Origin of the sequence: Mastigocoleus testarum BC008 (genome assembly GCF_001456025.1) — a bacterium.
Lineage (GTDB): Bacteria > Cyanobacteriota > Cyanobacteriia > Cyanobacteriales > Nostocaceae > Mastigocoleus > Mastigocoleus testarum.
The window spans coordinates 113,308-126,239 of the sequence record NZ_LMTZ01000087.1 but is presented as its reverse complement, the minus strand read 5'-3'; the positions used below and the strand labels follow the sequence as shown (position 1 = coordinate 126,239).

The window sequence follows — 12,932 nt, the reverse complement described above, 5'->3', positions numbered from 1 at the left end:
CATTAGTTAAAAAATCTTGCATTAATATTAACTAACCCCGAAAGTTGGAGACGCTCCATGGAACGTCTCTAAATTGAGGCTCGGTCAGCTTTCAGTAAAAGCCGTGTATCATTAATCGAATTGGATAGATCGACTAAAGTTTTCTGGGGATATTTGAGCAAAATTGGAATAACTTCGTACTTTGTCTTCTCTGATAACTTATCCTCTTTGATCGATAGCGAACAGTTGATAGATAGAGCTGAAGAATAAAATATCAATTTTCTCCAACTTCAACCAACTGGGGTGTGCGATATGGATGGTTGATTTGAAATTGAGATGGGTCACAACAACCGTTCTCTTCCATAAATGTTTGTACGTTTTCTCGATAAATTCGCCACTGTTTATTTAGATTACGAATTAAATCTGGTTGCATCTTGATAATATCTGCCTGTTTAAATCCTGCTCTTGCTAACCAGTCATTGATGTTTAAAGTTTCGCCTTTTGTGCCAAGCATTTTAATTGTCTCCAAAATATTACTACTGGGGAAATACTGAAAAAGATGTATTAGATAGAAGCAATATCAGCATTGTCATTCTCGATTCTTGAACTTCACCTGTCTGACTTAAAAATTTATTGTAATTAATATAATTTATTGCAATTAATATTATTAATAATATTAAATTTAGAGGCCGTCATACTTGTTCAACAAGACTTTCATCCTATAGTTCATTCTATTACTGTTTCATGTTAATGAAATAGTTTTGCAATTAACTAGTTATTAATCGAGATAATTGAAAGTCCCTAGGGAAATTATTCGGCCCTGACATATAGAATCAGCAGTGTCTGGTTATTTTTATTGATTTCGACTCTCTGTACATTGTTAGCTAATTTAAAGCTATTTCAGTCCATATTTATCGAAATCCGTAATTAATCCTGCTGTAGTTCCCAGCAGTTGCAAGGAAGTAAGAAAATAGAATAGGGATTAGCTGAATTTATGTTTCCCCGAAATAAAAATCAACTAGATTTCTTGATTAGTTTGATCTAGTGTTTCCCAATAGCCTAGATGAAGTCGGAATGAGGATATTCACACTACGGGTAAAAGGAACTTCACAAAAAGTTTTACAAATATTGACCTTTGAGGGGCAAAAAATATTAATACACATACAATATTTTACTTGTTAAGGCTAAAGGTAATTTGGAAGAAAAACAGTAATTCTTGGGATTTACTTATGATTTACGGATTGTGGTCGATTTCGCAGCACTAAGAAATATGCTTTTCTTTTATACATAATTGATTTTGCTTTTGAGTCGCAACAGTCAAATTATCGATTTCTATCTTTTAGCCGCGTATTTGCCGGTTTTAGCCTCAATCTATCTTTCAATTTGTTGTACGTTGTCCTAGGAATAAATTTACAAATTGCGTAATCATCTGCTTCTATGTCTTAAGATAGATTTGGGCACACTTTCACACCACGTTTTCCTTGAAACAAATAATATATCACTTTCGTTTACATTTTTTACGTTTTTTACATTTAAAAAAAAATATATATGTATATATTATTAAATTCATAAATACTTCAAGTTACTTGCTTTACCCATAGCAAGATTTGCTGAGTACTTGATTTTATTTATAAGTTATTTCTTAGTATCCAGACAATATAATAACTGTTATTCATCCCTAAATATACTGATATCAATCTTAACATTATGTAGTTTTTATTCATTTGTATCTGCTGATTCTGTGAAATAAAAATCCTATAATGTTAACCTCCACTATAGAGATGAAGTATTTTTTGTTACTTGCAATAAATGCTGGTTAATAACAGCAATTGTATGAATGCAAAAATTATTGATGTAGCAAATATGTATATATTATTTGTCACACTTGTATATAATTTAATAACTAAGTTTTAAAGTGTTGCTATTTCTTACTGTTGGGAAAAGAACAATGCTTTATAGTCATATTTCATGTGACTCAATTATTTTCTGCTGCTCGTTCAACCTACTAAATAAATTACAGCTATGTATCGCCGTAAATTATTGACAGCTTTATTGATTCTGTTACCGGTTTTGGGAGCCTGCAATCGAATTTCTAGTAAAAATACTAAAGGCTCTTATAATCAATCTTTTTCTACCGAATCTAAAAAAGAGATTGTAATGGGATTAATACCAATAGAAAATAATGAGGAAACTATTGAAAAGTTTGAGCCCATGCGAGTTTTCTTGGAGAAAAGATTAGAACGTCCCGTTAAAGTTTTTACTGCAACTGACTATGCTGGTGTAATTGAAGCGATGAAAAGGGATAAAGTTGATATCGCTTGGTTTGGACCTTTATCTTATGTGTTAGCTGAAAAAGAAGCCGATGCAGAAGCATTTGCAGTTGGGGTGAGAAAAAGTACGGGTCTTTCTACTTATAAGAGTATTTTTGTTGTTCCAGGAAATTCCAAGGTTAAATCAATTCAAGATCTCAAAGGTAAGAGTGTTGCTTTTGTTGATCCTGCTTCCACTAGTGGTAGTTTAGTTCCTACCTACTTAGTAAAAAAAGCAACTGGTAAAATGCCTCAGGAATTTTTTAGTAACTTGAGCTACGCAGGAGGTCATGATGCTGCTGAATTAGCTGTAAAGAATAAAACTGTAGATGCAGCGGCTGATAATGACATCACTTACAATAAGATGTTACAAAAAGGCTTAATATCCAAAGAAACTAACCGTATTTTGCTTGAATCCGAACCACTTCCTGGTTTACCTTTGACATATCGCCGTGAGTTAGATGAGTCTCTAAAAGCAAAAATAAGGGATTCAATCCTCAATGCTCATAAAGACATCAAAGTTAGTGGGTATGGAGAATTAGAGCGTTACGATCCAGTCGATCCCCAAGATTACCAATTGATTCGCGACATGGTTAAGGAATTGGGTTTAGGGCGTGATGAAATTCTTAAATAACAGTAACGGTAAATTGGTTGATGTTATTGGAACTCAGAAAGTAGACACTTTTTACGAGTATCAAATTACTCACTGAGAGTGTCTTTATTTATTTTTTGAGAAGAAATGGGAAAGAACAAGAAACAGGGAACTGGTAAGGGAAATTACAATTTAGGATTTTTTACTAGGAAAAATAGCTGTAGCTGATAAAAGCTTCTTTATATAAAGAAGAAGAGTGATTCGAGCATAGTAATCATCTGACTGCAGAAAAATAGAGACAGGGAACTTTTCTCCTGTCAGTGAAACCGCTTTTTTATTTATCTTTGAATGATTAAGAAAATATAAATACAAACTAAAATGCATGTAATTGAACTAGAGCGAGTCAGTAAAACTTATAACAACGGCTTGCGGGCACTTAAACCAACAACATTAAGTATTTCTGCCGGTAGTTTTACTGTGATTTTAGGACCGAGTGGTGCGGGAAAATCTACCTTGTTACGAATAATTAATGGCTTGGAAAGTACCACATCAGGAGAAGTAACTGTTTTAGCTCAAAAATTAACACCTCAAAATATATCTCGTCTGCGTGCGAAAGCTGCAATGGTATTTCAGCAATTTAACTTGGTTGGACGCTTAAATGTGATGACCAATATTTTAATTGGAAGATTGCACTATAACCCTTGGTGGATGAGTTTGCTGTACTTATTTAAACAGCAAGATAAGACTATTGCTCATTGGGCTTTAGCCAGAGTTAATTTAACTACAAAAGCATGGGAGCGCGCCGATTGTCTTTCAGGAGGACAGCAACAACGGGTAGGTATTGCTCGGGCTCTCGCACAACAACCAAAAATAATTCTTGCAGACGAACCAGTAGCAAGCCTCGATCCTGTAACGAGCGAAGAAATATTAACACTGTTACACAAAATTTGTCGTGAAGATGGGATCGCTGTTGTAGCTAGCTTGCATCAAGTCGATTTAGCCATGAATTTCGCCGACCGAATTATTGGTCTTAACTCAGGAAAAGTAGTTTTTGATGGTTCGCCAAAAGAATTAGGGAGTGATCGCTTACGGAAAATTTACCTGCGGGAGGATGGAAGCATTGATGAGAATATTCAACTGGGAATGGTCAACTAAAAATGGTCTACCACATACAGGTATTATCATTGGCATAACTATTATTACTTTATTATTAGTCTTAACAGCCCCAGTTGTGGAAATGAACCCCCAGCATATTTACAATTCTGGGGATAACTTATTGGACTTTCTCAGTCATTGGTTTATTCAACCCGAATGGGAATATTTGCCGAAATTAGCTGGTAAGCTTTGGGAAACAATTGAAATAGCTATTGTTGCTACTGCTTTGGCTCTAGTCTTAAGTTTTCCTTTGGGTATTTTGGCGGCTATTAATACTACTCCCCACCCTTTGGTGTATCATATTACTCGCAACATTCTTAGTTTTATGCGCGCTCTACCAGAACTTGTATGGGCGTTAGTATTTGTATCTGCAGTTGGTTTGGGTCCTTTACCTGGAGTAATGGCGCTTACTTTTGTCACCACTGGATTTCTCGCTAAATTTTTTGCTGAAAGTATGGAGGTAGTTAATCGAAAAGTAATATCTGGCGTTAAGGCTACCGGGGCAAGCTCGTTACAAATATTAATGTTTGCGATTTTACCTCAAGCATTACCAGACTTTTGTGGTGCTGTACTTTATGTTATTGATCGCAATGTTCGTGCTGCCACAATTCTAGGCTTAGTTGGAGCGGGCGGTATTGGATATGAGTTAGTTTCAAGCATTCGCTTGTTTTACTATAGTCGTTTGGTACTAATTCTCTTCTCGATCTACTTAATTGTTACTTTTTTTGATCGCCTATCTAACATCATTCGCAGCAAAGTTATCTGAAAAAGTAATTTGGAAATTTAATTTAAAAATGCGATTAATTTAAACATGCGAGCCCACAATAATTTTCTACCTCCACTACCGCCAAAACCGCGCAATTTGGTACCATTGTATCTAGGCATTTGCTTGATTGTTCTAATTTTAATGATTAACGCTTTAGAACTCTCTTTTAGCAGTCTTGCTTTAGGTATAACTAATACTTTCGAATATCTCAGTCGTTATACTTCTCCAAATTTTACTAACTTTCCCCAATACTTAATGTTAATGGGACAAACTTTGGCGATCGCATTTTGGGGTACTTTTATCGCTTTTAGTGCGAGTATTTTACTTGCACCACTAGCAGCAAAAAACCTTTCACCTAATCCAATTGCTTATCGCTTCGCGCGGGAAATATTAAATTTTTTAAGAGCAATGCCAGATTTAATCTTAGCATTGCTTTTGGTTAGTGTCCTGCAGGTCGGACCCCTACCTGGGGTATTAGCCTTGGGAATTCATACTACAGGTTTTTTAGGAAAATTCTTCGCTGATAGCATGGAACGAGTTAATCCTGGTATCTACCAAGGACTAGTTGCAACCGGGGCAAACTTCGTCCAACTGATCGTGTTTGCAGCTTTTCCTTCAATATTGTCAGAAGTAACTGCTTATACCTTGTATCTTTTTGATCGTAATATTAGGATGGCTACAGTTTTAGGTTTAGTAGGAGCAGGTGGTATTGGTTTAGAATTACAAAAAAATCTGCGTTTATTCCAATATGACTCTTCGGCAGCTCTGATTTTAATCATATTGCTAACTATTGTTACCATTGATTACATCTCAGTTTGGCTACGCGGGAGACTTGTATGAAAGATATTCCCCGCAGTCAATGGGTAAGGGCATTAACAGCCCATCCAGAGACCATGGTAATTGAACTAGCGAATTGCCTCACAAAAGGTTGGGAAATTAACCATGAAGCCTTACCTGAAAATGGACTTTCTCTACTTCAAATGCAGGATGGTGTTTTTGAAGAATCGTATTATTTGGGCGAAATACCTTTATCTACAGCTTGGGTGAAGTTAAGCGCAAATGGTGAAAGTTGGCAGGGAGCAGCATCAGTAATGAATGATACTCCTGATTTAGCTGTAGCATTAGCAATCTGTGATGCAATTTTGGCAAATCAACTATTGGGATGGGAACAAGTTTTACAAGCCGTCCAACAAGGGATTCTCAAAAAACAAAAGGAAGAAGCATTACGCGGGGCTATGTTAGCAAAAACTCGGATTAATTTATCCCTACTTACACCAGAAGTTGATGATTGAAATCGAATTAGAACCGATTTGGCGCGGTGACATCCAACAAAAAATTTTTCGCCAATTATTGGATTGCTTTGCACTTCCTGGAACTATTGCCGATCTGAGTAATTTTTTAGATGATAGTCCGGCATTGTTGGGAGTTTTAGCTGTTTTATTAGATGCCAGCGTACTTTTCAATGATAATGGCAAATTACTTCAAAATAGGGAACGACGTTTGCTTAGAGCCAAGGAAGTTGAAATTTCAGAGGCAAATTTTGTGGTGGTTGATGCAACTAATCCACCTCCCGCTGATTTCACGCCTAATTTAGGAACTCTACCAAGCCCAGAAAAAGGAGCAACCATCGTCCTTCAAGGAAGTACTTTAGGAGAGGGAGATGCAAATTTAAAGTTAACAGGACCAGGTATTCCTGGGTATCGTTCGGTCAAAATTTCTGGTTTCGATTCTGCTTGGTGGCTAGCTCGACGGGAATGGGTAATTGATTTCCCTTTAGGTGTGGATTTTCTACTTTTAGATCGGACAAAAGTTATGGCCATACCGCGAACGACTCAAATAGTAATAAGTAATAAGTAATGAGTAATAAGTAATAAGTAATAAGTAATAAGTAATAAGTAATAAGTAATAAGTAATAAGTGTGGGATTTACTTACTCGTTAATCATGATTTGAAATTAATTACTCATTTTGTATTCCTCTTAAGTAGGTTAGTAAGAAAAATCATAACTTATTTGTAATGGCGCTTTAGCGCTAAAGCACTACTAAAAGCTAAACACAGATGCTTTACATTTGTTTATATAGTCTATTTTTTCTTGCCTACTTACTTGTATTCTCCTTTCCTGTATGTACTCATAACTTATTAATTATTACTTAAAGTGTAAAAACATTTATTGCTTATAAAGATTATTGACTAAGTAATGATTAAATTAAATCCTATTTAGTATTAAAATTATTGGTACAAAATATGATAAAAACAATGAGATAATTATTGAATCGTTAACGGCTTCAATTAATAAATTGAAGTAAAAATAATCCACTAATTACTCACTACTCATTACTCATTACTGTGCGCTAACGCGCCCCGCTACCCTAACATTACTTATTACTCAAATAAATATGGGATACGTCGCGATTAAAGGTGGAGAAGGAGCGATTACCGCAGCTGCAGAATTGTTAGAATTTTTACGTGCTCAGGAAAGCAATCAACAACCTTTAAATTTAGATACTATTCGCCGTCAACTTCACGCTCTCCATAGTAGAGTTCTTTCAGAAGGAGGACTTTACCACCCACAGCTAGCATCTCTGGCTATTAAACAAAGTGCTGGAGATACATTAGAGGCAGCATTTTACTTACGAGCATATAATTCTACGTGTCCTCGTTTGGGGGTTACTCCGCCTCATCAAGGTAAAAATATGCGCTTGATTCGCCGTATTTCTGCCGCTTTCAAAGATATTCCTGGGGGACAAATGCTCGGTCCGACTCCCGATTATCTCCAGCGTCTATTTCGATTTGAACTATTGGATGAGTCTCCAGAAGAATTTCGCCAGATAACTCAAAACTGGCTCCAGGATATACCAAAGGAAAATTTTCCGACAACTTTCCCTAAAGTCCTGGAGTATTTGCGTAAAGAAGGTTTACTTCCTCCAATTTCTCAAAATACTGCGTCAGCCTTCGATATTACTCGCCAACCCTTAGTATTTCCTGTTTCTCGTTCTGCTGCATTAGCAAAAATGACAAGAGCTGAAACTGGATCTTTGTTAGCGATCGCATATTCTAATATGCGCGGTTATGGGGATATTCATCCGACGGTAGCAGAACTACGAGTTGGTTATTTACCAGTGATGTTACCCCACCCAATTACCCAAGAATTAATTGAAGCTGGGGAAGTTTTAATGACCGAATGTGAGATAGTTGCAATGTACGACAAAAGTGAAGAAAACGGTAAATCGACATTTGGTTTGGGTTATGGTGCTTGCTTTGGACACAACGAAGTAAAAGCAATTTCCATGGCGATTCTCGATAGAGCATTACAAAAAGGGCAAAAAAACGGAGCCGATAACCCTTCAGAGGATCCTGAATATGTCTTATTACATATTGACGGTGTTGAATCAATGGGTTTTACTTCTCACTATAAAATGCCTCACTACGTCACATTTCAGTCAGACCTCGATCGCTTGCGAAAAACTCAAGAAAGGGAAGGAAAGTAAGGAGTAAGAAGTAATGAGTAATAATGAGTAATTTGCTCTTCCCCATCCTCCCACACTTCCCACACTCCCCACACTTCCCACACTCCCCACACTTTCCCCAATGACAGAACAAACTCGTAAATACCACTTTGGTTTTTTGGATGAAGATGCAAAAAAGGAAATTCGGCGATCGCTACTCAAAGCAATTGCTATTCCCGGTTATCAGGTACCTTATTCTTCCAGAGAAATGCCGATTGCTAGAGGTTTCGGTACGGGAGGATTGCAAATTACCCTTTCAATATTAGGTACCGATGATACTTTTAAAGTTATCGATCAGGGGAGTGATGAGTCAGTAAATGCGGTTAACATCCGTAAATTTATCAGCAAAACTTGTCCGGGGGTATCTCTAACAAAACATACTCTGACTGCAACAGTAATTCAAACTCGTCATCGCATACCGGAATTCCTCCTAAAACTAGGTCAAATTCTTGTTTTACAGGTACCCTATCCAGACCCTTTAGTGATGGTAGAAGCTAGTGAAGCCAAACGTAAACAAATGCACGGTGAAGGAGATTACGCAAGACTCTGGGTAAAACTTTATGAGGATATAGTACAATTTTCTGAAATTACAATTTCCCACCGCTATCCTTGTCAGATTAATGGAGCTTATGTGATAGATCCTTCACCTATCCCTAGGTTTGACGTTGCTAAACTACATCAGTCAGAGGGACTTTATTTATTTGGAGCGGGAAGAGAGAAGAAAATTTATGCTGTACCACCTTACACTAAGGCTAAACCTCTTGCGTTTACTGATGTCCCCTTCCGCATTGAAGATTTTATAGACCAAACCGGACAACGTCGTCCTTGTAATCGTTGTGGTTCTAATAATAGCTTTTTAGATGAGTTCATAGATGATGTTGGGCGAAAAGTTTATCAGTGTTCGGATAGTGATTATTGCAATATGCAATTGCTGACGTCTCTTTTAGAGAACAGAGAACAGGGAAAAGGAAATAGGGAATAGAAGTCACTTGTTTTTCACACATAAAATCAAAATTATAAAAAATCAAGAACTAGTTCCTCAAAACTAAATTCGCAAAGATAAAGATGGCTAAGGTTTTAGAAGTCAACAAAATCACTAAGATTTACGGTAAACAATGTTTGGATTGCTTGAGAATGACGGGAGAAGCCGCAAACACTAATATCTGTCCCAGATGTGGTAGTGTCGTAGCTTTACAGGATATATCTTTTCAACTACACCATGGAGAAATTCTAGGGGTGATGGGGGAATCAGGTAGTGGTAAATCTACCTTAGTGCAGATGTTATATTTCGACCAATTACCATCAGCTGGAGAAGTAATATTTACAGATAAAGAGACAAAGTACGATATATTCAGCTTAAACGCTGCTCAGCAACGCTGGCTACGCAACCATAAGTTTGGCATGGTTTATCAAAATCCTCATTTAGGCTTAAATTTCCGCATATCTGCAGGAGGAAATATCGCCGAACGCTTGTTAATGGGGGATTTATTTAATTATGGACAAATTCGTGATTGTATTCGTCGTCTATTAGAACGTACAGAAGTATCAACTCAAAGAATGGATTGTTTACCTACATCATTCTCTGGAGGAATGCAACAAAGGGTACAAATAGCTCGTGCTTTAGCGATAGATCCACCCCTACTGTTTTTAGATGAAGTAACTACAGGTTTAGATTTATCCGTCCAAGCCAAAATACTGGATTTAATCCTGGAAATTCAGCAGCAACTGGGCGTCGCAATGATTGTGGTCACACACGATTTGGGAGTAATTCGTCTTTTAGCATCCCGCACTTTAGTGATGAAATATGGACAAGTTGTCGAGTCAGGTTTAACAGATCAAATTTTAGAAGACCCTCAACATTCTTATACCCAACAATTAGTTGCTTCGGCGCTTTGAGGTGTTGGGGATTAGCTATAAATATTTTCTTGAAATCCTTTCATTACAAATCTCCAATCCCTAATCCCTAATCCCTAATCCCCAATCCCTAATCCCCAATGAAACAAATCCTACGTATCAAACAATTAACCAAACAATTTGTATTGCACGAACAAGGAAAAATCATTCCTGCAGCAAAACCAGTAGATTTAACTTTAGAAACGGGAACATTAACCGCTTTGGTGGGAACTTCTGGTGTCGGAAAAAGTAGCTTACTTAAATGTATTTATCGTACTTACTTACCTAGTAATGGCAATATTAATTATCTTGATGTTCAAAATAACTGGATAGATTTAGCTACTGCGAGTGAATATGAAATACTAAAATTACGGCAAACGCAAATTAGTTTTGTAACCCAATTTCTTGATTTTTTACCACGTCAAAATACTTTAGATGTGGTCGCAAAACCTTTGTTTGATTTGGGAGTAGACAGAAAAGAAGCGAGAAGTAAATCACAAGTAATTCTTGAAGAATTAAATATTCCTGAAAGATTATGGAAAGTTTCCCCTGCTACTTTTTCTGGTGGAGAGAAACAACGGGTTAATATTGCTCGTGGTTTAATAATGCGATCGCGACTTTTGCTTTTAGACGAACCTACAGCAAGTCTCGATCCTGAAACAACTAAGAAGGTAATAAGTTTAATTAAACGTGCAAAAGAAGAAGGAACAGCTATTCTTGCTGTATTTCATGAGCCACAAATTATCTCTGAACTAGCAGATAGCACCGTAACCTTAGAATCAAATAGAGTTTCTGTCAGGTAAATTTACTTTGGATTAAAGCCATCATTTTACTGAAATTAAATTCTGTATGTAAGTCATGGGACAGAAATATTTATACTTTCAGCCTTAAACTAGATGAAAGTTAAGGCTTAATGTGCATGTGATCTATCGCGTGTAATTTTCGAATTTTTTGTAATTAGTTTCAGTCTGCTGTTGCTAGATAGTTTGTGCTCGCTGCGATAATTACATCACAAATATATTGTTCTAGAATTTCTTGCTGTGAAGGGTTAAATTTCCTCGAATATATTGAGGATTTTAGGTAGATATGAAAAGAGATATATTAGTATCATTTAGGTTATTTGTAATTTAGTTTAAAGTTAAAAATTCAAAATTACAAATTCGAAGTTATAAATTCAAAGTTACAAGCTGGCTAAATAATATAGTATAGGGTTTCTTTGTCGGGGTTTCATTTAGATTTCCTTTAAGCCATTAAATAAATTGGTATGAGGTATCTAAAAAAATTACAAAGAATGCGTATTTTCAACTAAAGTTACTGGTTAGAGCTTTATATATTTCGGAGTTTACATGAAATCCTTAAAAGAAGATTGTATATACTTCTTTTGAGAATCACTCATGGATATCTAGGAAAATATCAAAAATTTGAATTGAAAAATTTGAATTTAGCCAGCAACTGAAGTTATTAATTATTTTCTAAATAGCCTCTTGGAGATATGCTAATTCTCATCTCTAAGAGATAGAGGATAGCGCGCATTTATGGTTGATCCCTAATAAAAATTACAATGAAAACCTATATTACTCGCGCTCATATAGTTACATCTGAAGATGTAATTAAAGATGCTTCTCTACTAATTGAAGATGGCTATATTATTGCAATTAATCCAGAATCAACATCTGCAGTTCAATCTTTTGATTTAGATGGTAAGTTACTGATTCCCGGATGTATTGATTTACATTGTGATGCAATTGAAAAAGAGATTGAACCGCGCCCAAATACTTTTTTCCCAACCAAATTTGCTGTTGCTCAAGTTGACAGACGAAATGCAGCTGCAGGTATTACGACTCCATTTCACGCGATTTCTTTTGCTAATGAAGAATTGGGGGTACGTAATAATGAAAAAGCTGCAGAAATTGTTCGGGCTATTCATGACTATCAACCACAAGCTTTAGTTGATAATCGGGTTCACTGTCGTTATGAGATTACCGATCCAACTGGTTTACCAATTTTATTAAAATTACTCCAGCAAAATTGCGTAGATTTATTTTCTTTAATGGATCACACTCCCGGACAGGGACAATTTAAGGATTTACCAGCATACTTAGATTACATATCTCGCACATATAACAAGACAACTGACCAAGCACAAGCTCTAGCTAACCGTAAATTAAAAAATGCCGTTGGAGCATTAGAGCGAATCAAGACCTTAGTTTCAGAAGCTCTCAGACACAATATACAGATTGCAAGCCACGATGATGATACTCTAGAACGGATTCAGACAATGACCGCCCTAGGAGTCAAAATAAGCGAATTCCCAATTAACTTATCTACAGCCCAAAGTGCTAAACGTCAAAAAATGAAGACTATATTTGGCGCTCCTAATTTGCTGCGAGGTAAAAGTCAAAGTGGCTCGATTAAAGCAGTAGAAGCAATTGAAAATCAAGTTTGTGATATCTTATGTTCTGACTATTCTCCTGCAAGCCTACTTGCATCAGTCTTTCAACTACCCCATTTATTAAATTGGTCTTTACCTGATGCCATATCTTTGGTTACACGTAACCCAGCCCAAGCACTTAATTTACACGAACGAGGTGAAATCGAAGTAGGTAAACGAGCAGATTTAATTGCAATTAAATTTACTAAAACCTTCCCTCAGATAGTTACTACATGGGTTCGAGGTAAAGTAGTTTTTCAAACAAATTACACTTATTAATAAGCGTCAACTCTTAAGTTGAG

Annotated in this window: 12 protein-coding genes; 11 read left to right on the top strand and 1 reads right to left on the bottom strand. The window is 36.3% G+C overall.

What is annotated here, in order from left to right:
* Nucleotides 1-253 precede the first annotated feature (253 nt).
* Nucleotides 254-493 (bottom strand): hypothetical protein, encoded by a 240-nt coding sequence (locus BC008_RS15965; RefSeq protein WP_027845027.1) that lies wholly within the window; start codon nucleotides 491-493, stop codon nucleotides 254-256.
* Nucleotides 494-2,001: 1,508 nt separating this feature from the next.
* Here BC008_RS15965 and phnD point away from each other — a divergent pair.
* The 11 genes from phnD (at nucleotide 2,002) to BC008_RS15910 (ending at nucleotide 12,909) form a co-directional block, all read left to right on the top strand.
* A complete protein-coding gene (gene phnD, locus BC008_RS15960) occupies nucleotides 2,002-2,922 on the top strand; it encodes a phosphonate ABC transporter substrate-binding protein (RefSeq protein ID WP_027845028.1) in 921 nt (306 codons plus the stop codon).
* A gap of 336 nt (nucleotides 2,923-3,258) precedes the next feature.
* Nucleotides 3,259-4,035 carry a phosphonate ABC transporter ATP-binding protein gene (phnC, locus tag BC008_RS15955; RefSeq protein WP_027845029.1) on the top strand — a complete coding sequence of 259 codons (777 nt, stop codon included), beginning with the start codon at nucleotides 3,259-3,261 and terminating at the stop codon, nucleotides 4,033-4,035.
* Nucleotides 4,004-4,801 carry a phosphonate ABC transporter, permease protein PhnE gene (phnE, locus tag BC008_RS15950; RefSeq protein WP_027845030.1) on the top strand — a complete coding sequence of 266 codons (798 nt, stop codon included), beginning with the start codon at nucleotides 4,004-4,006 and terminating at the stop codon, nucleotides 4,799-4,801. Before phnC ends, phnE (BC008_RS15950) begins: the two co-directional genes overlap by 32 nt.
* A gap of 45 nt (nucleotides 4,802-4,846) precedes the next feature.
* Nucleotides 4,847-5,641: a phosphonate ABC transporter, permease protein PhnE gene (phnE, locus tag BC008_RS15945; protein WP_027845031.1), complete on the top strand. Its 795-nt coding sequence runs from the start codon at nucleotides 4,847-4,849 to the stop codon at nucleotides 5,639-5,641.
* Nucleotides 5,638-6,093 carry a phosphonate C-P lyase system protein PhnG gene (gene phnG, locus BC008_RS15940; protein ID WP_027845032.1) on the top strand — a complete coding sequence of 152 codons (456 nt, stop codon included), beginning with the start codon at nucleotides 5,638-5,640 and terminating at the stop codon, nucleotides 6,091-6,093. Before phnE (BC008_RS15945) ends, phnG begins: the two co-directional genes overlap by 4 nt.
* A complete protein-coding gene (gene phnH / locus BC008_RS15935) occupies nucleotides 6,086-6,658 on the top strand; it encodes a phosphonate C-P lyase system protein PhnH (RefSeq protein WP_027845033.1) in 573 nt (190 codons plus the stop codon). The genes phnG and phnH overlap by 8 nt, the downstream gene beginning before the upstream one ends.
* 538 nt (nucleotides 6,659-7,196) lie before the next feature.
* Nucleotides 7,197-8,288 (top strand): carbon-phosphorus lyase complex subunit PhnI, encoded by a 1,092-nt coding sequence (locus BC008_RS15930; protein ID WP_027847078.1) that lies wholly within the window; start codon nucleotides 7,197-7,199, stop codon nucleotides 8,286-8,288.
* A 100-nt stretch (nucleotides 8,289-8,388) separates the two neighbouring features.
* Entirely contained in the window at nucleotides 8,389-9,288 is a 900-nt protein-coding gene (locus BC008_RS15925) for an alpha-D-ribose 1-methylphosphonate 5-phosphate C-P-lyase PhnJ (RefSeq protein WP_058183659.1), read from the top strand.
* A gap of 83 nt (nucleotides 9,289-9,371) precedes the next feature.
* The gene (locus BC008_RS15920) at nucleotides 9,372-10,202 is read left to right on the top strand and encodes an ATP-binding cassette domain-containing protein (protein ID WP_027840419.1); all 831 of its coding nucleotides are present in this window, start codon (nucleotides 9,372-9,374) and stop codon (nucleotides 10,200-10,202) included.
* A 98-nt stretch (nucleotides 10,203-10,300) separates the two neighbouring features.
* Nucleotides 10,301-11,002, top strand: coding sequence for a phosphonate C-P lyase system protein PhnL (phnL, locus tag BC008_RS15915; protein WP_027840420.1), 702 nt, complete (start codon nucleotides 10,301-10,303; stop codon nucleotides 11,000-11,002).
* Between the two features lie 758 nt (nucleotides 11,003-11,760).
* Nucleotides 11,761-12,909, top strand: coding sequence for an alpha-D-ribose 1-methylphosphonate 5-triphosphate diphosphatase (locus tag BC008_RS15910; protein ID WP_027840421.1), 1,149 nt, complete (start codon nucleotides 11,761-11,763; stop codon nucleotides 12,907-12,909).
* Nucleotides 12,910-12,932 lie beyond the last annotated feature (23 nt).

Excerpts from the sequence above, each read along its gene's own strand:
- BC008_RS15965 (WP_027845027.1), bottom strand. The coding sequence starts at position 493 with ATGCTTGGCACAAAAGGCGAAACTTTAAACATCAATGACTGGTTAGCA.
- BC008_RS15910 (WP_027840421.1), top strand. The coding sequence starts at position 11,761 with ATGAAAACCTATATTACTCGCGCTCATATAGTTACATCTGAAGATGTA.
- BC008_RS15930 (WP_027847078.1), top strand. The coding sequence starts at position 7,197 with ATGGGATACGTCGCGATTAAAGGTGGAGAAGGAGCGATTACCGCAGCT.
- BC008_RS15925 (WP_058183659.1), top strand. The coding sequence starts at position 8,389 with ATGACAGAACAAACTCGTAAATACCACTTTGGTTTTTTGGATGAAGAT.
- phnH (WP_027845033.1), top strand. The coding sequence starts at position 6,086 with ATGATTGAAATCGAATTAGAACCGATTTGGCGCGGTGACATCCAACAA.
- phnE (WP_027845030.1), top strand. The coding sequence starts at position 4,004 with ATGAGAATATTCAACTGGGAATGGTCAACTAAAAATGGTCTACCACAT.
- phnD (WP_027845028.1), top strand. The coding sequence starts at position 2,002 with ATGTATCGCCGTAAATTATTGACAGCTTTATTGATTCTGTTACCGGTT.
- phnE (WP_027845031.1), top strand. The coding sequence starts at position 4,847 with ATGCGAGCCCACAATAATTTTCTACCTCCACTACCGCCAAAACCGCGC.
- phnG (WP_027845032.1), top strand. The coding sequence starts at position 5,638 with ATGAAAGATATTCCCCGCAGTCAATGGGTAAGGGCATTAACAGCCCAT.
- phnC (WP_027845029.1), top strand. The coding sequence starts at position 3,259 with ATGCATGTAATTGAACTAGAGCGAGTCAGTAAAACTTATAACAACGGC.
- phnL (WP_027840420.1), top strand. The coding sequence starts at position 10,301 with ATGAAACAAATCCTACGTATCAAACAATTAACCAAACAATTTGTATTG.
- BC008_RS15920 (WP_027840419.1), top strand. The coding sequence starts at position 9,372 with ATGGCTAAGGTTTTAGAAGTCAACAAAATCACTAAGATTTACGGTAAA.